This window comes from Variovorax sp. LjRoot290, from assembly GCF_964253985.1.
Lineage (GTDB): Bacteria > Pseudomonadota > Gammaproteobacteria > Burkholderiales > Burkholderiaceae_C > Variovorax.
Genome location: NZ_CAXURW020000001.1, coordinates 2,950,419 through 2,973,274 on the forward strand (window position 1 = coordinate 2,950,419; position 22,856 = coordinate 2,973,274).

Here is a 22,856-nt window from a genome sequence, read left to right on the forward strand (position 1 = left end):
GGGATGAGCATTACCTACAAAGACGCCGAGGGCGTGGCCGGCATGCGCGTGGCGTGCCGCCTCGCCTCCGAGGTGCTGGACTACCTGACCCCGCACGTCAAACCCGGCGTGACCACCAACGAGATCGACAAGCTCGCGCACGACTACATCACGCAGGTCCAGGGCGGGATTCCGGCCCCGCTGAACTACATGGGCGCGAGCAGCGTGCCCTACCCCAAGTCCATCTGCACCTCGGTCAACCACGTGGTGTGCCATGGCATCCCGAACGACAAGCCGCTGAAGAAGGGCGACATCGTCAACTGCGACATCACTGTCATCAAGGACGGCTGGCACGGCGACACCAGCCGCATGTTCGTGGTCGGCGACGCCTCGATCGCAGCCAAGCGGCTGTGCGCCTTCACCTACGACGCGATGTGGCACGGCATCGTCAAGGTGAAGCCTGGCGTGCACCTGGGCGACATCGGCTGGGCGATCCAGCGCTTCGCCGAAAGCAACGGTTTCTCGGTGGTGCGCGAGTTCTGCGGCCACGGCATCGGCCGTGGCTTCCATGAAGAGCCGCAGGTGCTGCACTACGGCAAGCCCGGCACGCTGGACGAGCTCAAGCCCGGCATGACCTTCACCATCGAACCGATGATCAACGCCGGCAAGCGCGACATCAAGGAAGACGCCCGCGGCGGCCAGTACGACGGCTGGACCATCGTCACGCGCGACCACTCGCTGTCGGCACAGTGGGAGCACACCGTGCTGGTCACCGAGACCGGTTACGAGGTGCTCACGCTCTCGGCCGGCAGCCCGCCGCCTCCTGCTTTCGTCAACGCCGCGGCTTGACGCCGGCCCGGCCTCTGAGGGCTGCCATGGTGGACATTCCATCGTTGCGCGACGCCTACCGCACGCACAAGCTGGCGCTGTTCGACCAGCTGCGCTGCGCGCGCGCGCCCACGCGCAGCGTCCACACCGTGCTGCGTCAGTTGGCCGCCCTGGCCGACGAGGCGCTCAATGCGCTGTGGGCCGATGCCGGCTTCGGCAGCCAGTTCGCGCTGGTCGCGGTCGGCGGCTTCGGCCGGGGCGAGCTGTTCCCCTATTCCGACGTCGACGTGCTGCTGCTGCTGCCGCAGGACCACGCGATGGCCATCGAGCCGGCGCGGATCGAGGCCTTCATCGGCCAGTGCTGGGACACCGGGCTCGAGATCGGCTCCAGCGTGCGCACGGTCGACGAGTGCCTGGCCGAGGCCGCGAAGGATGTCACGGTCCAGACCTCGCTGCTCGAATCCCGCCTCATCGCCGGCGACAAGAAGCTGTATGCGGGCTTCCGGAAGCGCTTCGTCGCCGCCATCGACCCGCAGGCCTTCTTCGCCGCCAAGTCGCAGGAGATGCGGCATCGGCACCAGAAGTTCGACAACACGCCCTACGCGCTCGAGCCCAATTGCAAGGAATCGCCCGGCGGCCTGCGGGATCTGCAGACCATCCTCTGGATGACCAAGGCCGCCGGCTTCGGCAAGCGCTGGGACGACTTGGCGAAGAACGGCCTGGCCACGGCCTTCGAGGTGCAGCAGATCAAGCGCAACGAGGCGCTCCTGAGCCTGATCCGCGCGCGCCTGCACGTGACCGCCAACCGGCGCGAGGACCGGCTGGTGTTCGACCTGCAGACCGCCGTCGCCGCCACCTTCGGCTACGTCGGCGAGTCGCAGCGCAAGTCCAGCGAGGCGCTGATGCGCCGCTACTACTGGGCGGCCAAGGCGGTCACGCAGCTCAACCAGATCCTCCTGCTCAACATCGCCGAGCGGCTGCAGCCGCAGGCCGAAGAGGCGACGCGGATCAACGAGCGCTTCTTCGAGCGGGCCGGGCTGATCGAGGTGGCGAGCGACGACCTGTACCTCAAGGACCCGCACGCGATCCTCGAGACCTTCCTGCTCTACCAGAAGACCATCGGCGTCAACGGCCTTTCGGCCCGCACGCTGCGCGCGCTCTACAACGCGCGCCACGTGATGGACAGCAAGTTCCGCAACGACCGCGTGAACCACGTGACCTTCATGCGCATGCTGCTGGAGCCGCGCGGCATCACGCACGCGTTCAGGCTCATGAACCAGACCTCGGTGCTGGGGCGCTACCTGCGCGTGTTCCGCAGCATCGTCGGGCAGATGCAGCACGACCTGTTCCACGTCTACACGGTCGACCAGCACATCCTGATGGTGCTGCGCAACGTGCGGCGCTTCTTCATCGTCGAGCATGCGCACGAATACCCGTTCTGCTCGCAGCTTGCGGCCGGCTGGGACAAGCCCTGGATCCTGTATGTCGCGGCCCTGTTCCACGACATCGCCAAGGGCCGCGGCGGCGACCATTCGGAGCTGGGCGCGCGCGACGTGCGCCGCTTCTGCCGCCAGCACGAGATCGCGCGCGAGGACACCAAGCTGATCGAATTCCTGGTGGCCGAGCACCTGGTGATGAGCCAGGTCGCGCAGAAGCAGGACCTGAGCGATCCGAAGGTGATCGGCGACTTCGCCAAGCGCGTCGGCAACGAACGCTACCTGACCGCCCTCTACCTGCTCACCATCGCCGACATCCGCGGCACCTCGCCGCGCGTGTGGAACGCCTGGAAAGGCAAGCTGCTCGAGGACCTCTACCGCTCGACGCTGCGCGCGCTGGGCGGCCGCATGCCCGACCCCGGCGCCGAGGTCGAGGCGCGCAAGCGCGAGGCGCTGGTGCAGCTCGCGCTGCATGCGCAGCCTTTCGAGGCGCACAAGGCGCTGTGGGAGACGCTCGACGTCGGCTACTTCATGCGGCACGACGCATCCGAGATCGCCTGGCACACCATGCAGTTGTCGCGCCATGTGCCGCACAAGGACGTGCCGGTCGACCCGCAAACGCCGGCCGTCGTTCGCGCGCGGCTCTCGCCGGTGGGCGAGGGATTGCAGGTGGTGGTCTACACCCCCGACCAGCCGGACCTGTTCGCGCGCATCTGCGGCTACTTCGACCAGTCTTCCTTCAGCATCCTCGACGCCAAGGTGCACACCGCCACCAACGGCTACGGGCTCGACACCTTCCAGGTTGTCACCACCTTCATCCCCGAGCACTATCGCGACCTGATCAACATGGTGGAGACCGGCCTGGCCAAGACGCTCGACGAGGCCGGCCCCTTGCCCCCGCCGAGCAAGGGCCGCGTATCGCGCCGGGTGCGCAGCTTCCCGATCAAGCCGCGCATCAGCCTGCTGCCCGACGACAAGGCGCAGCGCTGGCTGCTCAGCATCTCGGCCAGCGATCGCGCGGGCCTCTTGTATTCGGTGGCGCGCGTGCTGGCACGCCATCACCTGAACTTGCAGCTGGCCAAGGTCACGACCTTGGGCGAGCGCGTGGAAGACACCTTCCTGATCAGCGGCTCGGAACTGCAGGGACAGCGGGCGCAACTCGCGATCGAAACCGAGTTGCTCGAAGCGCTCGCAGCCTGAGCGGGCCGCGCAAACCCGCCGCCGAGCGGCGCCGGGACGAATTTATCCACCACAATCGCCCTGTTTTTTTAACAACAGAAAGGCTTCGACATGATCCGTTCCGACGACACCGGCAAACTCGTTCTGCGCCTGGCACTTGGCATCCTGATCCTGCTCCACGGCATCGCCAAGATCAACGGCGGAGTAGGCTTCCTGTCCAACACGCTGGCCTCGCACGGTTTGCCGGGCGCACTGGCGTATCTGATCTACATCGGCGAGATCGTTGCGCCGGTGCTGCTGATCATCGGCCTGTACACGCGTCCCGCGGCATGGATCGTTGTCATCAACATGCTGGTGGCGATCTGGCTGGTGCACATGAAGGAGCTCAGCTTGCTCAACAAGCAAGGCGGCTGGGCGCTCGAACTGCAGGGCATGTACCTGTTCGGCGCGCTGGCAGTCGCCTTCCTGGGCGCCGGCCGTTTCAGCATCGGCGGCACAGGCGGCAAGTACAACTAACCCGGACGTCAATCGTCCTCGGCCGCATCGAGGCCTGGAAACAGGACCTCGGTGTAGCCGAAGCGCGAGAAATCGCGCACCCGCATCGGATAGAGCTTGCCCAGCAGGTGATCCACCTCGTGCTGCACCACGCGGGCGTGGAAGCCGCTCACCGTGCGATCGACGGGATCGCCGTAGGGGTCGAAGCCGGTGTAGCGGATGGTGGCGAAACGCGGTACCACGCCGCGCAGGCCCGGCACCGACAGGCAGCCTTCCCAGCCCTCCTCTTCCTCGTCGCCGACCGGCGTGATGACGGGGTTGACGAGCACCGTGCGCGGCACGATCGGCGCGTCCGGGTAGCGCGGATTGATGGTGTCGGTGCCGAAGATCACCAACTGCTGATCGACGCCGATCTGCGGCGCCGCGAGGCCGGCGCCGTTGACGGCGTGCATGGTCTCGAACATGTCGCGCACCAGCAGGTGCAGTTCGTCGGTGTCGAATGCGGCAACCGGCTGCGCGATGCGCAGCAGCCTCGGGTCACCCATCTTGAGAATCTCGCGTACCGTCATGAGGCAATTATCGCCACCGCGGCCGCGAATGAGCTCAGGGCGGCGTCTGGTTGCGGGAATCCGGCGAGGTCAGCATCTGATTGATCTCGCGCGGCGAGCGGCCGGGCGGAACCGGGACGATGTTGCCGGCCACGCCGCCGCCGGGCCGCGCACCCGCATCAGGCCGCGCACCTGCGCCAGGCCGCGGGCCGACCCCTGGACGGGGAACCGGGACCGGGACCGGATGCGCATAGCCGTGGCGCGGTCCGTAGTCGTAGTAGCCGGGACGGCCATAGTAGTAGGGATAGCGAGGCCGCGAATAGTAGCTGCCGTCGATGTACACGTTCGGCTGAACGACGGCCGGGCCCGGATCCACGTAGTAGGGTTCGGAATACCCGTAGGAGCCCGCCGGGTAGGCGACGCAGCCGCCGAGCAGGGCCACCCCGCCGAGGGCGAGGCAAGTTCCGAGTAGACGAATTCTGTTCATGATGGACTCCTGGTCGGCACCCTTGTTCAACGTTCGGTTGTAGGCCTTGTTGACTGCGCTTGTATGAAGTCGCGTAACGCCCGGTAAAGCACCCGGCCCGGTCACAGGCCATTCTCCAGAATTTCGAGCATTCGCGCCTCGTCGATCACGGCCACGCCCAGCTCGAGCGCCTTGTCGAGCTTGCTGCCGGCCTCCGCGCCGGCGACGAGGTAATCGGTCTTCTTGCTGACGGACCCGGCCACCTTGGCGCCGGCCGTCTCCAGTTTGTCCTTCGCTTCGTCGCGGCTGAGCGTAGGAAGCGTGCCAGTGATCACGAAGGTCTTGCCCGCGAGAGGCTTGGGCGCGCGCGCGGCCGGCTCGCCCTCTTCCCAGCTCAGGCCGCAGGCGCGCAGCTGTTCGACCACTTCGCGGTTGTGCGCCTGGTCGAAGAAGGTGCGCAGGCTTTTCGCGACCACGGGCCCCACGTCGTTGACTTCCAGCAGCTGTTCCTCGGTCGCGTCCATGATCGCATCCAGCTTGCCGAAGTGCTTGGCCAGGTCCTTGGCCGTGCTTTCGCCGATGTGCCGGATGCCGAGGCCGAACAGGAAGCGCGGCAGCGTGGTCTTCTTCGACGCCTCCAGCGCATCGACGAGGTTCTTCGCCGACTTGTCGGCCATGCGATCCAGGCCGGCCAGCGTGGTGAAGCCGAGCTTGTAGAGATCGGGCAGCGTGCGGATCAGGTTGGCGTCCACCAGCTGCTCGACCAGCTTGTCGCCCAGGCCCTCGATGTCGAGCGCGCGCCGCGCCGCGAAATGCAGGATCGCCTCCTTGCGCTGCGCAGCGCAGAAGAGGCCGCCGGTGCAGCGGTAGTCGACCTCGCCCTCCTCGCGCAGCGCGTCGGAGCCGCAGACCGGGCACTTGCGAGGCATGGTGAACACGGGCCCGCGCTGTTCCGCCGGCCGGGCCGCGCTCTCGGGCAGCACGCCGACCACCTCGGGGATCACATCGCCGGCGCGCCGCACGATGACGGTGTCGCCCACCCGCACGTCCTTGCGCCGCGCCTCGTCCTCGTTGTGCAAGGTCGCATTCGTCACGGTGACACCGCCCACGAACACAGGCGCCAGCTTGGCCACCGGCGTGAGCTTGCCGGTGCGGCCGACCTGCACCTCGATGCCGAGCACCTCGGTCAATTGCTCCTGCGCCGGGTACTTGTGCGCGACGGCCCAGCGCGGCTCGCGCGAGACGAAGCCGAGCCGCCGCTGCAGCTCGAGGCTGTCGACCTTGTAGACCACGCCGTCGATGTCGTAGGGCAGCGCGTCACGCTGGCGGGCGATGGTCTCGTGGAAGGCGATCAGCTCGATGGCGCCGCGGGCGCGCTGCGTCTGCGCGCCGATGGGAAAACCCCAGGCGTGGAACTGCTGCAGCCAGTCGAACTGCGTCGCGCAGTCGGGCCCGCCCTGCTCGGGCGAAGAGACCTCGCCGAGACCATAGGCAAAAAAGCTCAGCGGCCGGCTTGCCGCGATCGCCGGATCCAGCTGGCGCACGGCGCCGGCCGCGGCATTGCGCGGGTTCACGAACACCTTCTCGTTCTTCTGGCCGGCGGCGATCTTCTCGCGCTGGCGCTCGTTGAGCGCCTCGAAATCATCGCGCCGCATGTAGACCTCGCCGCGCACCTCCACCACCGGCGGGGCATCGCCGTGCAGGCGCAGCGGAATCTGCTGCACCGTGCGGATGCTCTGCGTGACGTCCTCGCCGATCTCGCCGTCACCGCGCGTCGCCGCCTGCACCAGCACGCCTTGCTCGTAGCGCAGGTTGACGGCCAGCCCGTCGAACTTGAGTTCGCAGACGTACTCGACCTGCGGCCCGTCCTCGGCCAGGCCGAGCTCCTTGCGCACGCGCGCATCGAAGGCGCTGGCGCCGCCCGGCGTGATGTCGGTCTCGGTGCGGATCGACAGCATCGGCACCTTGTGGCGGACCTTGGCGAAGCCCTCGAGCACCTTGCCGCCGACGCGCTGCGTCGGCGAATCGGGCGTGCGCAGCTCGGGATGCTCGGCTTCCAGTGCCTGCAGGCGCTGGAACAGCTTGTCGTACTCGGCGTCCGGCAACTCGGGCACGTCGAGCACGTAGTAGAGGTGGGCGTGGCGGCGCAGCTGCTCGCCCAGTGCAGCGGCTTCGCGAGCCGCGTCTTCGCGCGTGGTCACAGCTCACCCCCAGGCTTGCCCACTTCGTGTGGCCGCCCACCCCCTCGCCTGGGGCAATACCAGCGGCCCGGCAAAGCCGGTTCCGCGGTATTCCTGGCGGAAGAAAGAATAGTCAACTTCACGAGAATAAACGGCGCGCCAGGGGCGAGCCGGCCGAGAGATCGCGTGAATCGAGCGTGTCGTAGAGCTGCTGGAGATCGGCGCCGATCACGTCCATGGTGTCTTCGCGCAAGGGCTGGCCGTCGCTGTCGGTCACGATGCCGTCCATCTCGCGCGCCAGCGTGGCGGCGGTTTCGCGCATGCGTTCGAAGGGCCGCTCGGCGCGGTCGACTTGCGGCACGTCGAGGCTCAGCGTGAGTTCGCGGATGGCCGACTGCGCCGGATCGTCGGCCAGCGCGGCCTGGGTGTCGAAGGACAGGCCGAGGATCGGCGGCAACCCCACTTCGCCCGCGGGCAGCACCATCCGGCCCGGAATGATGCCCGCCACGAAGCCCAGCCGCGCCGCGTTCTGCTGCACATAGCCCGGGCTCCAGGCCGCGTGCAGCGCGCGCAGCACGAAGCTCAGCTGCGCGTCGTGCGAACTCGCGAACTGGTCGAGCTCGCGGGCGCGCGCCACCTCGTCCAGCATCTCCGGAAACTCGGGCGCGCCGTTCACCGCATCGGCGAAGGCCTGCGCCTTGACGACGAATTCGGAGTACTCGATCTCGTTGAGCGCACCGGTGCGGTTGGCCAGCTGCACGCCGGCCTGAAAAGCGCCGTAGCGCTGGCCGGGTGCCGCGGGCTCCCATTCGCCGGTGTGCTCGTTGAGGCCTTCGATCGCGACCGGCTTGCTGCCGGCGCGCCGCGTGGCCGGCATGCCGGCGATCGCCGCGTCGCCAGAGGCCAGGCCGTCGAGGGAGATCGGCGCGATCACGTCGATCAGCGGATCGAGGCCGCCGCGGCGTTCGGCCGTCGGCACCGGCAACGCACTGGGCGCCGGCAGGTCGGGGTCGAACAGCGGCTCGTGGCGTTCGCTGCCCAGCTTCTGGTGCGGATCGATGTGCAGGACGGGCTCTTCGTCGCGCGTGACCGGCGCAGGCGCGGTCTCGGGCGGCGCGCTGTCCTGCGGCGCATCGGGCTGCCGCGGCGCATTGCGGCGCGACATCCATGTGTTGTAGCCGACCACGGCCGCCAGTACGAGGCCGCCGAGGATCGCAAGGGCGACGGTGAGGCTGCTCATCGACGCTGTACGTCTAGGCTGCTTCGACCATCGACACGGCGGATTCCATGTCGACCGCCACGATGCGCGAAACACCCTGCTCCTGCATGGTCACGCCGATCAGTTGTTCGGCCATCTCCATCGCGATCTTGTTGTGGCTGATGAAGAGGAACTGGGTTTCGCGGCTCATGGCGGTCACGAGTTTGGCATAGCGTTCGGTGTTGGCGTCGTCCAGCGGCGCGTCCACTTCGTCCAAAAGGCAGAAGGGGGCCGGGTTGAGCTGGAAGATCGCGAACACCAGTGCGATGGCGGTGAGCGCCTTCTCGCCGCCCGAGAGCAGGTGGATGGTCTGGTTCTTCTTGCCGGGCGGCTGCGCCATCACCTGCACGCCGGAATCGAGGATCTCGTCGCCGGTCATCATGAGCTTGGCATTGCCGCCGCCGAAGAGCTCCGGGAACATGCGACTGAAGTGCTCGTTGACGATCTTGAAGGTGCCGCCGAGCAGTTCGCGCGTTTCGGCGTCGATCTTGCGGATCGCGTCCTCCAGCGTGCCGATCGCCTCGTTCAGGTCGGCCGACTGCGCGTCGAGAAAAGTCTTGCGTTCGCTGGCCACCGCGAGTTCGTCGAGCGCGGCGAGGTTGACTGCGCCGAGCGAAGCCACCTCGCGGTTGAGGCGATCGATTTCGCCTTGCAGGCCGGTGAGCCGCACCTTGTCGGTTTCGATCGACAGCGCGATCGCTTCGAGGTCGGCCTCAGCATCGGTCAGCAGCTGCTGGTACTGCTCGAAGCCGAGCCGCGCGGCCTGCTCCTTCAGCTGGAACTCGGTGATGCGCTGGCGCAGCGGGTCGAGCTCGCGTTCGAGCTGCAGGCGGCGCTCGTCGCTCGCGCGCAGTTTGAGGGTGAGGTCGTCGTACTGGCTGCGCGCGGCGCCGAGCGCGGTTTCGCGTTCGAGCTTGAGCGCCAGCGCGTCCTGCAGGCCCGCCTGCGCGGCCGCGTCGGACAAGCGACCCAATTCGGCGCGCGCGCGCTCGTCTTCCTGCGCCAGCGAGACGGTCTGCTGCGTCGCGGTTTCGATCGCGCGATTGAGTTCGGCGCGGCGCGCTTCGAGAGTGCGCTGGGCGAAGGTCGCTTCCTGCGCCTGGCGCTCCAGGCTGCGGTGCTGCTCGCGGCTCGCGGTGAGCGCGCGACCGGCCTCGATCACGCGCTCGTCGAGCTGCGCGTGGCGCTCCTGGCTGTCGGCCAGCTGCATGTCGAGCTCTTCGAAGCGCGCCTCCGCGTTCACGCGCTTTTCCTGCAGGTCTTCGAGCTGGGCCTCGACTTCGCCGAGATCGTTGGAAAGCTGCTCGCTGCGTGCGCGCGTCTGCTCGGCCAGCTGCGAGAGCCGCAGCGTTTCGACCTGGAGCTCGTGCGCGCGCGACTGCGTTTCGGCCGCTTCGCGGCGCGCCGTGACGAGCCGCGAAGCCGCATCGCCGTAAGCCGCTTCGGCACGCGCCAGCGCGGTGCGCGCCTCTTCGGCGATCAGGGTCTGGGCGCGCAGCTGGCGATCGAGGTTCTCCATCTCCTGCTGGCGGGCCAGCAGGCCGGCCTGCTCGGAGTCCTGGGCATAGAAGCTCACGCTGTGCGCGGTGACCGCGTGGCCGCTCCTGACGTAGATCGCCTCACCGGGCTGCAGCTTGTCGCGCTGCGCCAAGGCCTCTTCGAGCGTTTGCGCCGTCAGGCAGCCATGCAGCCAGTCGGTCAGCAAGGCCTGCTGGCCCGCATCGCTCAGGCGCAGCAGATCCGACAGACGCGGCAGCGCGCTCTGGCCCTGCGGCGCACCGGCAGCCGGCGGGCTGTAGAAGGCCAACTTGGCCGGCGGCGCATCGCTGCCGAAGGCGCGGACCATGTCGAGCCGGCTGACTTCGAGCGCGCCGAGACGCTCACGCAGCGCCGCTTCGAGCGCGTTCTCCCAGCCTTGCTCGATGTGGATGCGGCTCCACAGGCCTTGCAAGCCTTCGAGGCCGTGCTTCGCGAGCCAGGGTGCGAGCTTGCCGTCGGTCTTGACCTTTTCCTGCAGCGCCTTGAGCGCTTCGAGGCGCGCGGAGAGTTCGGCATGGCGCGCGCCTTCGGTATTGACGGCCTGCTGGCGGGTGCGGCGGTCGTCGTCGAGCTGCGGAACGGATTCCTGCAGCTCGTGCAGGCGCGCGTCGGCTTCGCTGGACGCCTCCTGCGCGGCCGCCAGTTGCTCCTGCAGGTCGTGCAGCCGCGCTTCGTCGGGCGCCGCGAGCGCGTTCTGGTCGCTGCGCAGGCGTTCGGCGCGCTGCGTGAGCTGGCGGCTTTGTTCTTCGATGTTGCGCTGGTCGGCGGCCAGCACCTGAATCTGCTGCTGCACCTGCGCGACGCTGGCGCGCTGGGCGTTGGCTTCACCCTGTGCGCGCTGCTGCGCCTCTTCGAGGCCGGGCATGCGTGCGTCGTGTTCCTCGAGCTGCGCCGCCAGCAGTTCGGCCTGTTCCTCGGCGTTCACGCCCTGCCCGGCCAGGGTTTCGATTTCTGCCTCGGCATCTTCGCGGCGCGTGTTCCACTGCGCGATCTGCTCGCTCAACTGGACCAGCCGCTGCTCCACCCGCTGGCGGCCCTCGACCACGAAGCGGATCTCGCCTTCGAGCCGGCCGACCTCCGCGCTGGCTTCGTACAGCTTGCCCTGCGCCTGGTTGACCTGGTCGCCGGCCGCGTAGTGCGCCTGGCGCACGGTTTCCAGCTCGGCCTCGATGTGGCGCAGATCGGCCAAGCGCGATTCGAGGTCGTTGATCGCCTTTTCCGCGTCGGCCTTGACCTTGGCCTGATCGGCTTCGCTCTCGCTGCGCTTCAGGAACCACAGTTGATGCTGCTTGCGCGTGGCGTCGCCTTGCAGCGTGTTGTAGCGTGCGGCGACTTCGGCCTGCTTCTCGAGCTTCTCGAGGTTGCTGTTGAGTTCGCGCAGGATGTCTTCGACCCGCGTGAGGTTCTCGCGCGTATCGCCGAGCCGGTTCTCGGTCTCGCGGCGGCGCTCCTTGTACTTGGAGACGCCGGCGGCCTCTTCGAGAAAGAGCCGCAGCTCTTCGGGCTTGGATTCGATGATGCGGCTGATCGTGCCCTGGCCGATGATCGCGTAGGCGCGCGGGCCGAGGCCGGTGCCGAGGAACACGTCCTGCACGTCGCGCCGGCGCACCGCCTGGTTGTTGATGTAGTAGCTCGAATTGCCGTCGCGCGTCAGCACCCGCTTGACCGCGATCTCGGTGAACTGCGCCCACTGGCCGCCGGCGCGATGGTCGGCGTTGTCGAACACCAGTTCCACGCTCGAACGGCTGGCCTGCTTGCGCGTGGTGGTGCCGTTGAAGATCACGTCCTGCATCGACTCGCCGCGCAGTTCGGAGGCGCGCGATTCGCCGAGCACCCAGCGCACCGCATCCATGATGTTCGACTTGCCGCAGCCGTTGGGGCCGACGACGCCCACCAGTTGGCCGGGCAGCAGGAAGTTGGTGGGTTCGGCGAAGGACTTGAAGCCGGAGAGCTTGATGGAATTGAGACGCACGACTGGTCGGCCTTAAGCCTGGTTATTTGCCAAGGTGTTGATTTGCAAGGAGAAATTTGCCGGCCCGAAGCTCGAGGACCGGCGGCCACCCGAGGCGACGATGATAACGTGCGAGCCATGAGCGATTTCCCCGTTTCCCCCCGCGCCGGGCTTCGTGTATGGCTGCTGGGCAGCACCGTGGCCTTGATGGGCCTGGCCGCCTGCGGCACGACCGAGCGCGCCGAACCCTATGCCGGCAACGAGTGGCTCCAGTCCGGCGCCAACCGCATCGCCAACCTGGCGCTGCGCGACAACCTGCAGTCGATCCGGCGCGTGCAGCTCTCGCTCTACCGCCGCAATCCGCGCGAATGGCGCAAATGGGCCGCGAGCGCGGAAGACGCCATCCAGCGCACCTGGGACGCGATCTCGCAGGAAAGTCCCCTGCCGGGCCTGCAAGGCGCCACCGGCATCGATGCGATCCGGCTGGCTTTCGAAACCAAACCCAAGGCTTACGAAGGCGACCGCGTGGCCGCGCTGGTGGTCGGATGGGCATCGATGCTCAAGCAGGCCAATGGCGGCACCTGGGAGCAGAGCATGCTCGACGCGGTGAACGCGGAAAACAGCTACCGCGCCGCGCGCAACGTCGAGATCTCGCTCTGGCTCATCAGCTCCAAGACGAATCCCGAGGGCCAGCCCCTGCTGCTGGCCACCGAGATCAGCGATCGCGGCCGCAACCTGGTGGTCGATCGCGAGCTTTCGAAGGTGGTTGCGCGGCTCGATCTGATGGCCGCACAGGCCGACGAGAAGTACCGCCGTGCCGCGCTCGACTTCAGCCAGAACTGGCTGCTCGGCAGTCTGGTGCCCTTCTTCTCGATGATCCAGCGATAGTGAGCTTCTAGTCGAACCACTCGGCGTCCGGATGCCGCTTGCGCCATGACGCAACGCTGGGGTTGGTCTGGATGTATTCGGCCAGCCGCGTTCGGTGTGCGGCAGACAGCGGCAACGCCTTCAACAGGCTCGGCCAGGTCTTCATCGCCTGTTCGACGCAGCTTGCGACGACCTCGCGCAGTTGCTTTTCAGGGATGTCCCAGGCGTTTCCGAGCTCGCGCAGCGTCTTGGGCGTGAGCAGCGTGCGCTGCGTCTGGTTTGGAAAGAATGGCAGCCCATGTCCCGAGCCGCTGAGGTACACGCCGTAGGCGACGATGTCATAGGCCTTGGACAGCTCGGGCTTCGTTTGCCCGGGCGAGTACACGAGGCTGAAGTTCTTCAGATGCGCGTCGTAGTTGCCCAGCAGCTCCGAGACCTTGATGCGGCGCAGCAGCTCCGCCACGTCGGCTTCGCCCTTGGCCGAGCGCCGCTTGAGCAGGAGGCCGATGGCCGCGTAGGTACCCGAATACTTGTATTCCGACGGTGTCCCCGTGACCTGGGCGAAGTCCTCCATGTGCAGGCGCCTGGTTTCGGTATCGACGTCGCGGTCGAACCTGGAGACCAGCAGGAAACTTCGCTCGTCCTTTTGCAGCGCATAGGGCAACTGGTCGGCGATGGCGGACAAGGGCTCCAGCCGGAATTCGCAGATGTTCACGCCGGCGGCAGCGGCCAGCGTCAGCGAGCTGTACTCCACTTGCGGAAGCCGGTCGTATTCGCCCGTCGGCAGCTTGCCGATGAAATGCTGCTCGTCCGATTGCTTGGACCGCATCACGTAGCGCCCGGGGCCGCCCAGAACCAGCGCCACCTTCGGCTGCACACCCGAAATCGAGGTCTGCTGGGGGGTGGGCACCTGCCCGGAGCTCATTTCGTAGCTGTCCCGGCTCTGGCCGATCAACCGGCCGAGCGCGACCTCGTCGAGCGTTTCGGCGTTCGCCCAGACGTCGCCGGGCAGATCGCCGCCGCAGGCTGCCAGCAAACCGAGTTCGTCATTCGCGTCCAGGCCCAGGTCGCCGACCAATTGCTTGCGCAGCGGCCCTTCCGGAAGCAAATTCTGGAAGAAAGGCGGCAACCCGAAATTGCCGTCGCCGCGGTTGACGTCCAGGGCCGGGTCCAGCAGCTGAGCCACCGTGGCCGCTTCGGCTTCGGCGATCGCCTGGGCCACTCTTTCGGCGCTGCCCGAGGTCGCAGGCGCGACGACATAGAGCTGCGACAGCACCGGCCGTGCCGGGTTCTTCGCATATTCGTCGTCGAATCTGAAATACACCCGCCCGTCGTCGAGCCCGAAGAGCGATCCGACGTTCGTTCTTCCCAGCCGGATCCGCAGCGAGCGTACGACGCTCATCTGCCGCGCCTCGCCGGTTTCGGCATCAAGCTGCTCACTTCATCCTGCAGGCTGGTGGATTTGGTATCGCTGCCGGCCCGGGTCAGGTCCGCGACCACCTGCGGAACGAACTGGAGTTCGAGGCCCAGGCTCTTGAGCAAGGCGAGCAAGGTGTTCAGTTCCACGTTCCCCCGCCCCGCTTCCAGAGCACCCAAGGTGTTTCTGGAGACACCTGCTTTCAGGGCGAGTTCGGAGGCCGTCATGGCGCGATCCTTTCGAGCCTGGCGCAGGAAGCTGCCGACTTCGGCAAGAGTCGTCATGTTCAACTCATTGAGCAAAAATTATATATGCATATCATATTGAGCATGTTCGCTGCCAAGGTCAAGCTGATTTGCCCAATATAGTGCTCATATCATTGATTGCATATTTTATTGTGCAAGCACACGGTCAACCATAAGCCAACCCTCTCGCCCTCCCGACGACCCCTAGAATGCTTCGCACTTCTCCATCCCCAGGAACCTCATGAGCTCCCTCAATTTCATCGGCGGCGAAAAGGGCGGTGTCGGCAAATCCGTCACGGCACGGGTCTTGGCGCAGTACTTCATCGATCACAGCCGGCCTTTCGTCGGCTTCGACACCGATCGCTCGCACAGCTCCTTCACCCGCTTCTACGAGGGCTTCGCCTCGCCGGTGGTGGTGGACAGCTACGAAGGCCTCGACACGGTCGTGAACGGCTTCGAGACGAATCCGCAGCAGAGCGTGATCGTCGATCTCGCAGCGCAAACGCTGGCGCCGCTGGCGCGCTGGATCAAGGAGTCCGATCTGTTCGACGTGTTCGCCGAGCTCGGCGTGACCGTCAACTTCTGGCACGTGCTCGATGACGGCAAGGACTCGAGCGACCTGCTCGGCGCGCTGGTCGACACCTTCAGCAACCGGCCGAACTACATCGTGGTGCAGAACTACGGCCGCGGCAGCGACTTCGGCCTGCTGCTCGGTTCGCAATCGCTCAGCAAGGCAACCACGCACGGCGCGCGCGTCATCGCGCTGCCGCGCCTGCACGACGCCAGCATGCGCAAGATCGATGGGCGCAACACCAGCTTCTGGAAGGCGGTCAACGACCGCGACGGCCAGCACGCGCTCGGGCTGCTGGAGCGCCAGCGCGTCAAGAGCTGGCTCGCGACCTCTTACGCAGCCTTCGACACGCTGCCGCTCTGAGCGCTGCGGCGAAACAGCAGCACCAGCAGCAGCAGCCCGAAGACCGTGAACGCGATGAAGGACCAGTTCGCGATCGACAGGCCCAGGAAGGTCCAGTCGATCTGCGTGCAGTCGCCGCCGCCGCGGAAGATCATCGGCAGCGCGCGCTTGAGCGGGAAGGTCTCGATCATCCCGTAGAGGTCGCGCCCGCAGGACACGACCTCCGGCGGATGCCACTGCAGCCAGCTCTGGCGCGCGGCCGTGTAGGCGCCGCCGACCGCCATCACCAGGCCCAGCAGCGCGCCCGTGAGCTGCAGGCCCCGGCTGCGGCTGGCGGCCGCGAGCCCCGCGAAGACCGCCACCAGCACCAGCGCATAGCGCTGCACGATGCACATCGGGCACGGCTCGAGGCCGACCACGTGCTGCAGGTAGAGCCCGAAGGCGAGCATCGCCACGCAGGCGGCGCAGATCAGCGCGAGAGCGCGGCGCGGTGCGCCGAAATACCAATCGATCACGGAGAAACCCAATCTTCGACAAATACCCTGGCCTTGCGCGGCCTGGCGACGACGGTGTCGCCTTCCGCAAGGGCCAGGTCCCGGAACTGTTGCGCAGGGAGTTGCGCCTCGATGATGGTTCCGGAGCCAGGATTGTCTGGATTCGATTCCACCGGTTCGAGTTCCAGCCGCGCGATCGGGCCGACCACGATGGCGCGGCTCAAGGTCGCGACGATGCCGGTGGCGCCCGGGGTGTAGCGTTCGATGTCGAGGTCGTGCGGCCGCACATAGGCCAGCGCCCTGCCGTTGCGCAGCTCGCGGTGCTCGGGCGAATCGATGCGCAGGCCTTCGACATGCACCTCGCCCTCGTGCGCGCGGCCGTGGAACAGGTTGACGTCGCCGAGAAAGCCGTAGACGAAGGGGCTCGCCGGGTGGTCCCACACATCTTGCGGCGATCCGACCTGCTCGACGCGGCCGCTGTTCATCAGCACCACGCGGTCGGCCACTTCGAGCGCTTCTTCCTGGTCGTGGGTGACGAAGATGCTGGTGACGTGCAGTTCGTCGTGCAGCCGGCGCAGCCAGCGGCGCAGCTCCTTGCGCACCTTGGCGTCGAGTGCGCCGAAGGGTTCGTCGAGCAGCAGCACCTTGGGCTCCACCGCGAGCGCGCGGGCCAGCGCGATGCGCTGGCGCTGGCCGCCCGAGAGCTGCGACGGATAGCGGTCGGCCAGCCAGTCGAGCTGCACCAGCTTGAGCAGGTCGTGCACCTTGGTCTTGATCTGCGTTTCGCTCGGGCGCAGTCCGCGCGGCTTGACGCGCAGGCCGAAGGCCACGTTCTCGAACACCGTCATGTGGCGGAACAGCGCGTAATGCTGGAACACGAAGCCGACCTGGCGCTCGCGCACATGCACGTCGGTCGTGTCTTCGCCGGCAAAGAGGATGCTGCCGGTATCGGCGGTCTCCAGCCCCGCGATGATGCGCAGCAAGGTGGTCTTGCCGCAGCCCGAGGGGCCCAGCAGCGCGACCAGTTCGCCCGAATCGACGTCGAGGCTCACGTCGCGCAGGGCGTGGAAGTCGCCGAAGCGTTTGCTGACGTTGCGGATTTCAATGCTCATGATCTTTTCTCCTCAGGCCGCGACGGCGGGTTGCGGCCGTTCCGGCGGCAGTTCGGCGATGGCCTTCATTTCGCGTTCGTGGCGCCATTCGATGACCGACTTGATCACCAGCGTGACCAGCGCCAGGATGGCCAGCAGCGAGGCCACCGCGAAGGCGGCGACCGACTGGTACTCGTTGTAGAGCACTTCGACGTGCAGCGGCATGGTGTTGGTCTGGCCGCGGATGTGGCCCGACACCACCGACACCGCGCCGAACTCGCCCATGGCGCGCGCGTTGCAAAGGATCACGCCGTAGAGCAGCCCCCACTTGATGTTGGGCAGCGTCACGCGCCAGAAGGTCTGCCAGCCCGTCGCGCCGAGCACGATGGCGGCTTGCTCTTCGTCGGTGCCTTGCGCCTGCATCAGCGGAATGAGTTCGCGTGCGATGAAGGGAAAGGTCACGAACACGGTGGCCAGCACAATGCCGGGCACCGCGAAGATGACCTTGACGTCGTGTGCCGCGAGCCACGGGCCGAACCAGCCCTGCGCGCCGAAGATCAGCACGTAGATCAGGCCGGCGACCACCGGCGAGACCGCAAAAGGCAAATCGACCAGCGTGGTGAGAAAGGCCTTGCCGCGGAACTCGAACTTGGCGATGGCCCATGCGGCCGCCACGCCGAACACCAGGTTCATCGGCACCGCGATCGCGGCCGTGATCAGGGTGAGGCGGATCGCGCTCCAGGCATCGGGTTCCTTGAGCGCTTCGATGTAGGCGTTGATGCCCTTGCGCAGCGCCTCGGTCGCCACCGCGGCCAGCGGCAGCACGAGGAACAGGAACATGAAGGCCAGCGCCAGGCCGATCAGGGTCCAGCGCACCCAGGCCGATTCGGTGGTGCCGGCCTGCGCGCGGCGAATCGTTCTCGATGAAGCCGCGCTCATGCCGATGCCCCCCTGCGGCGCTGCCAGGCCTGCAGGCCGTTGATGACCAGCAGCAGCAGGAACGAAATGACCAGCATCACCAGCGCGACCGCGGTGGCGCCCGCGAAGTCGTACTGCTCCAGCTTGCCGATGATGATCAGCGGCGTGATCTCGGAAATCATCGGCATGTTGCCGGCGATGAAGATCACCGAGCCGTACTCGCCGATCGCGCGCGCGAAGGCCATCGCGAAGCCGGTCAGGAGCGCCGGCGTGATCGAAGGCAGGATCACCTTGGTGAAGGTCTGCAGCCGTGTCGCGCCGAGGCTGGTCGCGGCCTCTTCGAGTTCCTTCTCGGTGTCTTCCAGCACCGGCTGCACCGTTCGCACCACGAAAGGCAGCCCGATGAAGATCAGCGCGATCACCACGCCGGCCGGCGTGAAGGCCAGCTTGATGCCCATCGGTTCGAGGAACTGGCCGATCCAGCCGTTGCCGGCGAGCAGCGCGGTCAGCGAAATGCCGGCGACGGCCGTGGGCAGCGCGAAAGGCAGATCGACGAGCGCATCGACAATGCGCTTGCCGGGAAACTTGTAGCGCACCAGCACCCAGGCCACGAGCAGACCGAACACCAGGTTGACCAGCGCGGCGATCAGCGAGGCGCCGAAGGTGAGCCGGTACGAGGCCATCACGCGCGGCGCGGTCACCGCCACCCAGAACTGCTCCCAACTCAGGGTGAAGGTCTTGAAGACCAGCGCCGACAACGGGATCAGGACGATCAGGCTCAGGTACAGGATCGAGAAGCCGAGCGTGATGTGAAAGCCCGGCAGCACGCGCCGCGAGGCGCCCGTGTTCCCTGCACGCGCAAGCGGCGCCGCCGCGGACGGCAGCGCCGAAGAGATGGCACCGCTCATCGTGCCCCCACGCTCTGCACTAACGTGTCATCGCTGCCCCCCGAGGGGGCTTTCGCTTGCTTGAAGCGGTTCGGCGCGGCGCTCATTTATTTGCCGCCGGGCGTATAGAGCTTGTCGAATTGCCCGCCGTCGTTGAAGTGCACCTTCTGCGCTTCGCTGAGGCTGCCGAACAGCTCCTGCACGGTGAAGAGCTGCAGCGGCTTGAAGGTCGCCGCGTACTTCTTGAGCACCGCATCGGAGCGCGGGCGCAGCGCGTGCTTGGCCGCGATTTCCTGCGCTTCGTCCGAATAGAGGTAGTCGAGGTAGGCCTTGGCCAGTTCGCCGGTGCCCTTCTTCACCACCGTGCGCTCGACCACGGCCACCGGGTTCTCGGCCAGGATACTGATCGAGGGGTACACCGCATCGACCTTGCCGGCGCCGAACTCGCGGTCGATGGAGACCACTTCCGATTCGAAGGTGATCAGCGCGTCGCCGATGTTGCGCTGCAGGAAGGCGGTGGTCGCATCGCGGCCGCCGCGCGCGAGAATGGGCACGTTCTTGAACAGCTTGCCGACGAACTCGGCCGCTTGCGCGTCGCTGCCGCCCTTCTTCTTCACGTAGCCCCAGGCGGCCAGGTAGGCATAGCGGCCGTTGCCGCCGGTCTTGGGGTTCACGATCACGACCTGGGTGCCGGGCTTGACGAGATCGTCCCAGTCCTTGATGCCCTTCGGGTTGCCGTTGCGCGTCAGGAACAGCATGGTGGACGTGGTGGGTGCCGCATTGTTCGGGAAGCGCTTGGCCCAGTCCTTGGCGACCACGCCGGCGTTGGCGAGGAACTCGATGTCGGTGCTGGTGTTCATCGTCACCACGTCGGCCTCCAGCCCGTCGGCCACGGCACGCGCCTGTGCGCTGGAGCCGGCGTGCGACTGGTCGATCTTGACCTCCTTGCCCGTGGTCTTCTTGTAGTTCGCCACGAATGCGGCGTTGTAGTCCTTGTAGAACTCGCGCGCCACGTCATAGGACACGTTGAGCAGGGTCTGGGCCGAGGTCGCGCCGGCAGCGGCGAGCGCCAGGGCGCCGAGGATCGTCTTGATGGTTCTGGAGGTCATGGTCTTGCTTCGAGTTGGGGACGGCCGGCCATCAGGGGCGTGGGCTCGTCCGTCAGCGATTGGAGCAGAGCCAGGCCCAAAGGCCAGTCGCCATGCCCCGAATCGATGTTGATGTGGCCGGCATTCTGCATGCGAACGAATTCGCTGCCCCAGGCGCGGGCATAGGCGCCGGCCAGGCGCACCGGGCAATAAGGGTCGTTGCTGCTGGCCACCAGGATGCTGCGGTACGGCAGCCTGGCGTAGGGCACGGGCGCGAAATCCGACAGCACGGCGCGGCGCTCCGGGTCGGCCGGCGCCACCAGCAGGGCCCCGTGGATACGCGCGGCCGCCGTCTCGGACAGGTGCGTGGTCGTGATGCAACCCAGGCTGTGCGCGGCGATCACCACCGGGCCCGGGCTTTCCAGCACGAGCTTCTCGAGCGCGGCCACCCAGGCTGTGCGCTTCGGCGTCACCCAGTCGTCCTGCAGCACCCGCACCGCGCCCTGCATGCGTTCCGCCCACAGGCTTTGCCAGTGGCCGGGGCCGGAGTCGCGCCAGCCCGGAACGATGATGATGGTCGGCTTCGTCACGCAGCGCTTATCTGTTGGGCTGCGGCGTCAGGCGCAGGTACGGTCGGACGGCGTGAAGTTGGGGGCCGTATCGCCGAGTCGCAGGGTCGCCATGGTCGCTCCGAGGATGGATGGGAGCGCCGATTCTGCAAAGCATCGCTTCGATGACAAACGAATATCTACTTGTTTCGATATGGCGTTTGATGAATAAGGCCCTTCTCACACTGTGAGCCTGAAGCCCCCGGCGCCGATGTGCTCGGCGAAGAAGTCGATCAAGTGGCGAATCGCCGGCACCAGCGCCCGGCGCGAAGGAAAGACCGCATGCAGGATGCCCGGCGGCGGCCCCCAGCCGGGCAGCACCTCGACCAGGCGGCCCGCTTCGAGATCTTCCTTGCACATGTAGTCGGGCAGCATGCTGGCGCCGACGCCTTCCACCACCGCGAATTTCAGCGTCAGCAGGTCATCCGCCAGGTAGCGCGGCGTGTGCTGCATCGTGTGCATCGCCCCGCCGGGGCCTTCCAGGCACCAGCTGGCCCGCCCGTCGGCGGCCGACTGGGAGACCGTGTCCAGGCGCCCCAGCTCATCCACCGTCCGTACCGGGCCCTGGCGCCGGAGCTGGTCCGGGCTGGCCACCAGCACGCCCCGGGCAGTGGCGAACTGCTTGGCCACCAGCGTCGTGCTGTCCTCGATGACCGGCCGTACGCGCAGCGCCAGGTCGATGCCCTCCTCGATCAGGTCGACGGCCCGATTCAGGATGCGCATCTCGATCTGCACCGCCGGATAGCGGAGGATGAACTGCGCCACCAGCACCCCGATGCCGCTCTGCGCCAGCGTGATCGGACAGCTGATGCGCACCACGCCGCGCGGCTCGGTCTGCACCTGCGCGATGGCTTCGGCCGCCGCCTCGGCGGCGTCGCGCATCGCGATGCTGTGCCGCAGGTAGAGCTCACCGGCCGGCGTCAGCGAGAGCCGCCGCGTGCTGCGCTGAAGCAGTTGCACACCCAGCCGCGCCTCGAGATCCGCCACGCGGCGCGACAGCCGCGACTTCGGCACGCCCAGCGCGCGGCCTGCCGCCGCAAAGCCGCCCCGCTCGGCCACCTCGGCAAAGAAAACCATGTCGTTGAGATCTTGCATGGCCACGATTGTCCTACCACCAGGACGATCTGTGTCAATTTTGCCGACTTATCAATCAGTCGACTCAAAAATAGACTATCTCCCATGCCGACCGCTTCCGTGCCGGCGCCAACATCGAAAGAGAGCGATAGATCATGAAACTGCTGCACATCGATTCCAGCGTCCTGGGCGACAACTCCGTCTCGCGTCAATTGACGGCCGAAGTGGTGGCCGAATGGCGCCGCAACCACGCGGGCACCGAAGTCGACTACCTGGACCTGGCGGTTTCCGCCCCCAGCCACCTCGATGCCCACTCCCTGGGCTTCCGGGCGCCGGCAGGCACCGAATTCACCGAACGCCAGCGCAACGAGAACGCCGTCTCCGAAAAGCTGGTGAGCCAGTTTCTCGCGGCCGACGTGGTCGTGATCGGCGCGCCGTTCTACAACTTCTCGATCCCGAGCCAGCTCAAGGCCTGGATCGACCGCATCGCGCAAGTCGGCCGCACCTTCAAGTACACCGAGAAGGGACCTGTGGGCCTGGCCGGCGGCAAGACGGTGATCGTCGCCATCACCCGCGGCGGCATCTACTCGACCAGCGAAGGCGGCCAGGCGATGGAGCACCAGGAAAGCTACCTCAAGGTGGTCCTGGGCTTCCTCGGCGTCACCGACGTGCGCTTCGTGCGCGCCGAAGGTCTGGCCATGGGCGAAGCGCCGAAGGCGGCCGCACTCGGCGCCGCCCGCGCCGACATCTCCACCGTGGCGGGCGAAGCCGCCAATCAGGACGTCGCCGCCCTCGCCGCCTGAGGCATTGCAGAAGACCTATGCGTGGCTCTTGATCCAGGCCACGTATTTGTCGACCCAGGTCTGCAGAAACTTCTTGGTGCCGCCCTCGGCGATGTGGCCCTTGTCGTCGAACAGGCCTTCCTTGTTCTGGAGGAAGGCTTCGGGCTGGCCCAGCGTGGGCACGTCGAGGTAGGCCAGCACGTTGCGCAAGTGCTGCTGCGCGACCGCGGTGCCGATGGCGCCGACCGACACGCCGATCACGCCGGCCGGCTTGCCGGCCCAGGCGCTCTGGCCGTAGGGCCGCGAGGCATTGTCGATCGCATTCTTGAGCACGCCGGGCAACGAGCGGTTGTATTCCGGGGTCACGAACAAGAGGCCTTGCGACGCGGCGATTTCCGATTTGAGCCGCTTGACCGCGGGCGCCTGGTTGCCGTCGTCGTCCTGGTTGTAGAGCGGCAGGTCGTCGATGCGCAGGTGCTCGAAATTGAAGTCCGAGGGTGCGAGGTGCGCGATCGCGAGTGCGAGCTTGCGGTTGAACGAATCCTTGCGCAGGCTGCCGACGATGACGGCGATTCGGGTCTGGCTCATGAAAACTCCTTTTGAACGGGGTTGA

The 22,856-nt window shown here is 66.9% G+C and carries 21 protein-coding genes; 6 read left to right on the forward strand and 15 right to left on the reverse strand.

Annotated elements, in window-relative coordinates; all coding sequences use genetic code 11:
* Window positions 1-3 precede the first annotated feature (3 nt).
* The 3 genes from map (at window position 4) to ACSQ9A_RS14720 (ending at window position 3,938) form a co-directional block, all read left to right on the forward strand.
* Window positions 4-828 carry a type I methionyl aminopeptidase gene (gene map / locus ACSQ9A_RS14710; protein ID WP_093108751.1) on the forward strand — a complete coding sequence of 275 codons (825 nt, stop codon included), beginning with the start codon at window positions 4-6 and terminating at the stop codon, window positions 826-828.
* Between the two features lie 26 nt (window positions 829-854).
* Complete coding sequence (locus tag ACSQ9A_RS14715; protein ID WP_436304155.1) at window positions 855-3,443, forward strand: [protein-PII] uridylyltransferase; 2,589 nt, start codon at window positions 855-857, stop codon at window positions 3,441-3,443.
* A 90-nt stretch (window positions 3,444-3,533) separates the two neighbouring features.
* Complete coding sequence (locus ACSQ9A_RS14720; protein ID WP_436304156.1) at window positions 3,534-3,938, forward strand: DoxX family protein; 405 nt, start codon at window positions 3,534-3,536, stop codon at window positions 3,936-3,938.
* Window positions 3,939-3,946: 8 nt separating this feature from the next.
* Here the strand turns inward: ACSQ9A_RS14720 and def are convergent, their stop codons facing one another.
* The 5 genes from def to smc all read right to left on the reverse strand — a co-directional run bounded on the left by def (window position 3,947) and on the right by smc (window position 11,880).
* Entirely contained in the window at window positions 3,947-4,486 is a 540-nt protein-coding gene (def, locus tag ACSQ9A_RS14725) for a peptide deformylase (RefSeq protein WP_436304157.1), read from the reverse strand.
* A gap of 34 nt (window positions 4,487-4,520) precedes the next feature.
* Window positions 4,521-4,952 (reverse strand): hypothetical protein, encoded by a 432-nt coding sequence (locus tag ACSQ9A_RS14730; RefSeq protein WP_436304158.1) that lies wholly within the window; start codon window positions 4,950-4,952, stop codon window positions 4,521-4,523.
* A 101-nt stretch (window positions 4,953-5,053) separates the two neighbouring features.
* Window positions 5,054-7,132, reverse strand: coding sequence for an NAD-dependent DNA ligase LigA (gene ligA, locus ACSQ9A_RS14735; RefSeq protein WP_436304159.1), 2,079 nt, complete (start codon window positions 7,130-7,132; stop codon window positions 5,054-5,056).
* A 118-nt stretch (window positions 7,133-7,250) separates the two neighbouring features.
* Window positions 7,251-8,351, reverse strand: a complete 1,101-nt coding sequence (locus ACSQ9A_RS14740; RefSeq protein WP_093108756.1) for a cell division protein ZipA C-terminal FtsZ-binding domain-containing protein — start codon at window positions 8,349-8,351, stop codon at window positions 7,251-7,253.
* Window positions 8,352-8,364: 13 nt separating this feature from the next.
* The gene (gene smc, locus ACSQ9A_RS14745; protein WP_436304160.1) at window positions 8,365-11,880 is read right to left on the reverse strand and encodes a chromosome segregation protein SMC; all 3,516 of its coding nucleotides are present in this window, start codon (window positions 11,878-11,880) and stop codon (window positions 8,365-8,367) included.
* Window positions 11,881-11,997: 117 nt separating this feature from the next.
* Here smc and ACSQ9A_RS14750 point away from each other — a divergent pair, with 117 nt between their 5' ends.
* Window positions 11,998-12,747 (forward strand): hypothetical protein, encoded by a 750-nt coding sequence (locus ACSQ9A_RS14750; RefSeq protein ID WP_093108758.1) that lies wholly within the window; start codon window positions 11,998-12,000, stop codon window positions 12,745-12,747.
* A 7-nt stretch (window positions 12,748-12,754) separates the two neighbouring features.
* Here the strand turns inward: ACSQ9A_RS14750 and ACSQ9A_RS14755 are convergent, their stop codons facing one another.
* Both ACSQ9A_RS14755 and ACSQ9A_RS14760 read right to left on the reverse strand, forming a co-directional pair.
* Entirely contained in the window at window positions 12,755-14,128 is a 1,374-nt protein-coding gene (locus tag ACSQ9A_RS14755) for a type II toxin-antitoxin system HipA family toxin (RefSeq protein WP_436304161.1), read from the reverse strand.
* Window positions 14,125-14,427 (reverse strand): helix-turn-helix transcriptional regulator, encoded by a 303-nt coding sequence (locus ACSQ9A_RS14760; protein WP_093108760.1) that lies wholly within the window; start codon window positions 14,425-14,427, stop codon window positions 14,125-14,127. The genes ACSQ9A_RS14755 and ACSQ9A_RS14760 overlap by 4 nt, the downstream gene beginning before the upstream one ends.
* A gap of 202 nt (window positions 14,428-14,629) precedes the next feature.
* Here ACSQ9A_RS14760 and ACSQ9A_RS14765 point away from each other — a divergent pair, with 202 nt between their 5' ends.
* Entirely contained in the window at window positions 14,630-15,322 is a 693-nt protein-coding gene (locus ACSQ9A_RS14765) for a mobilization protein (RefSeq protein ID WP_436304162.1), read from the forward strand.
* Here the strand turns inward: ACSQ9A_RS14765 and ACSQ9A_RS14770 are convergent.
* The 7 genes from ACSQ9A_RS14770 to ACSQ9A_RS14800 form a co-directional block, all read right to left on the reverse strand.
* Window positions 15,292-15,816, reverse strand: coding sequence for a disulfide bond formation protein B (locus ACSQ9A_RS14770; protein WP_093108762.1), 525 nt, complete (start codon window positions 15,814-15,816; stop codon window positions 15,292-15,294). The genes ACSQ9A_RS14765 and ACSQ9A_RS14770 overlap by 31 nt on opposite strands.
* Window positions 15,813-16,907 (reverse strand): sulfate/molybdate ABC transporter ATP-binding protein, encoded by a 1,095-nt coding sequence (locus tag ACSQ9A_RS14775; RefSeq protein ID WP_093108763.1) that lies wholly within the window; start codon window positions 16,905-16,907, stop codon window positions 15,813-15,815. The genes ACSQ9A_RS14770 and ACSQ9A_RS14775 overlap by 4 nt, the downstream gene beginning before the upstream one ends.
* A 12-nt stretch (window positions 16,908-16,919) precedes the next feature.
* Complete coding sequence (gene cysW, locus ACSQ9A_RS14780) at window positions 16,920-17,825, reverse strand: sulfate ABC transporter permease subunit CysW (protein WP_093108764.1); 906 nt, start codon at window positions 17,823-17,825, stop codon at window positions 16,920-16,922.
* Complete coding sequence (gene cysT / locus ACSQ9A_RS14785; RefSeq protein WP_093108765.1) at window positions 17,822-18,712, reverse strand: sulfate ABC transporter permease subunit CysT; 891 nt, start codon at window positions 18,710-18,712, stop codon at window positions 17,822-17,824. The genes cysW and cysT overlap by 4 nt, the downstream gene beginning before the upstream one ends.
* An 86-nt stretch (window positions 18,713-18,798) precedes the next feature.
* On the reverse strand, window positions 18,799-19,800 hold the full coding sequence (locus ACSQ9A_RS14790; protein ID WP_436304163.1) for a sulfate ABC transporter substrate-binding protein: 1,002 nt from the start codon (window positions 19,798-19,800) through the stop codon (window positions 18,799-18,801).
* A complete protein-coding gene (locus ACSQ9A_RS14795) occupies window positions 19,797-20,369 on the reverse strand; it encodes an RBBP9/YdeN family alpha/beta hydrolase (RefSeq protein WP_436304164.1) in 573 nt (190 codons plus the stop codon). Before ACSQ9A_RS14795 ends, ACSQ9A_RS14790 begins: the two co-directional genes overlap by 4 nt.
* A 198-nt stretch (window positions 20,370-20,567) precedes the next feature.
* Window positions 20,568-21,482, reverse strand: a complete 915-nt coding sequence (locus ACSQ9A_RS14800; protein WP_436304165.1) for a LysR family transcriptional regulator — start codon at window positions 21,480-21,482, stop codon at window positions 20,568-20,570.
* Between the two features lie 134 nt (window positions 21,483-21,616).
* Here ACSQ9A_RS14800 and ACSQ9A_RS14805 point away from each other — a divergent pair, with 134 nt between their 5' ends.
* Window positions 21,617-22,264 carry an FMN-dependent NADH-azoreductase gene (locus ACSQ9A_RS14805; protein ID WP_436304166.1) on the forward strand — a complete coding sequence of 216 codons (648 nt, stop codon included), beginning with the start codon at window positions 21,617-21,619 and terminating at the stop codon, window positions 22,262-22,264.
* 15 nt (window positions 22,265-22,279) lie between these two features.
* On the opposite strand, the gene ACSQ9A_RS14810 is transcribed toward ACSQ9A_RS14805, so the two are convergent.
* Window positions 22,280-22,831: an NADPH-dependent FMN reductase gene (locus ACSQ9A_RS14810; protein WP_436304167.1), complete on the reverse strand. Its 552-nt coding sequence runs from the start codon at window positions 22,829-22,831 to the stop codon at window positions 22,280-22,282.
* Window positions 22,832-22,856 lie beyond the last annotated feature (25 nt).

Excerpts from the sequence above, each read along its gene's own strand:
- map (WP_093108751.1), top strand. The coding sequence starts at position 4 with ATGAGCATTACCTACAAAGACGCCGAGGGCGTGGCCGGCATGCGCGTG.
- ACSQ9A_RS14715 (WP_436304155.1), top strand. The coding sequence starts at position 855 with ATGGTGGACATTCCATCGTTGCGCGACGCCTACCGCACGCACAAGCTG.
- ACSQ9A_RS14720 (WP_436304156.1), top strand. The coding sequence starts at position 3,534 with ATGATCCGTTCCGACGACACCGGCAAACTCGTTCTGCGCCTGGCACTT.
- def (WP_436304157.1), bottom strand. The coding sequence starts at position 4,486 with ATGACGGTACGCGAGATTCTCAAGATGGGTGACCCGAGGCTGCTGCGC.
- ACSQ9A_RS14730 (WP_436304158.1), bottom strand. The coding sequence starts at position 4,952 with ATGAACAGAATTCGTCTACTCGGAACTTGCCTCGCCCTCGGCGGGGTG.
- ACSQ9A_RS14740 (WP_093108756.1), bottom strand. The coding sequence starts at position 8,351 with ATGAGCAGCCTCACCGTCGCCCTTGCGATCCTCGGCGGCCTCGTACTG.
- ACSQ9A_RS14750 (WP_093108758.1), top strand. The coding sequence starts at position 11,998 with ATGAGCGATTTCCCCGTTTCCCCCCGCGCCGGGCTTCGTGTATGGCTG.
- ACSQ9A_RS14755 (WP_436304161.1), bottom strand. The coding sequence starts at position 14,128 with ATGAGCGTCGTACGCTCGCTGCGGATCCGGCTGGGAAGAACGAACGTC.
- ACSQ9A_RS14760 (WP_093108760.1), bottom strand. The coding sequence starts at position 14,427 with ATGACGACTCTTGCCGAAGTCGGCAGCTTCCTGCGCCAGGCTCGAAAG.
- ACSQ9A_RS14765 (WP_436304162.1), top strand. The coding sequence starts at position 14,630 with ATGAGCTCCCTCAATTTCATCGGCGGCGAAAAGGGCGGTGTCGGCAAA.
- ACSQ9A_RS14775 (WP_093108763.1), bottom strand. The coding sequence starts at position 16,907 with ATGAGCATTGAAATCCGCAACGTCAGCAAACGCTTCGGCGACTTCCAC.
- cysW (WP_093108764.1), bottom strand. The coding sequence starts at position 17,825 with ATGAGCGCGGCTTCATCGAGAACGATTCGCCGCGCGCAGGCCGGCACC.
- cysT (WP_093108765.1), bottom strand. The coding sequence starts at position 18,712 with ATGAGCGGTGCCATCTCTTCGGCGCTGCCGTCCGCGGCGGCGCCGCTT.
- ACSQ9A_RS14790 (WP_436304163.1), bottom strand. The coding sequence starts at position 19,800 with ATGACCTCCAGAACCATCAAGACGATCCTCGGCGCCCTGGCGCTCGCC.
- ACSQ9A_RS14800 (WP_436304165.1), bottom strand. The coding sequence starts at position 21,482 with ATGCAAGATCTCAACGACATGGTTTTCTTTGCCGAGGTGGCCGAGCGG.
- ACSQ9A_RS14805 (WP_436304166.1), top strand. The coding sequence starts at position 21,617 with ATGAAACTGCTGCACATCGATTCCAGCGTCCTGGGCGACAACTCCGTC.
- ACSQ9A_RS14810 (WP_436304167.1), bottom strand. The coding sequence starts at position 22,831 with ATGAGCCAGACCCGAATCGCCGTCATCGTCGGCAGCCTGCGCAAGGAT.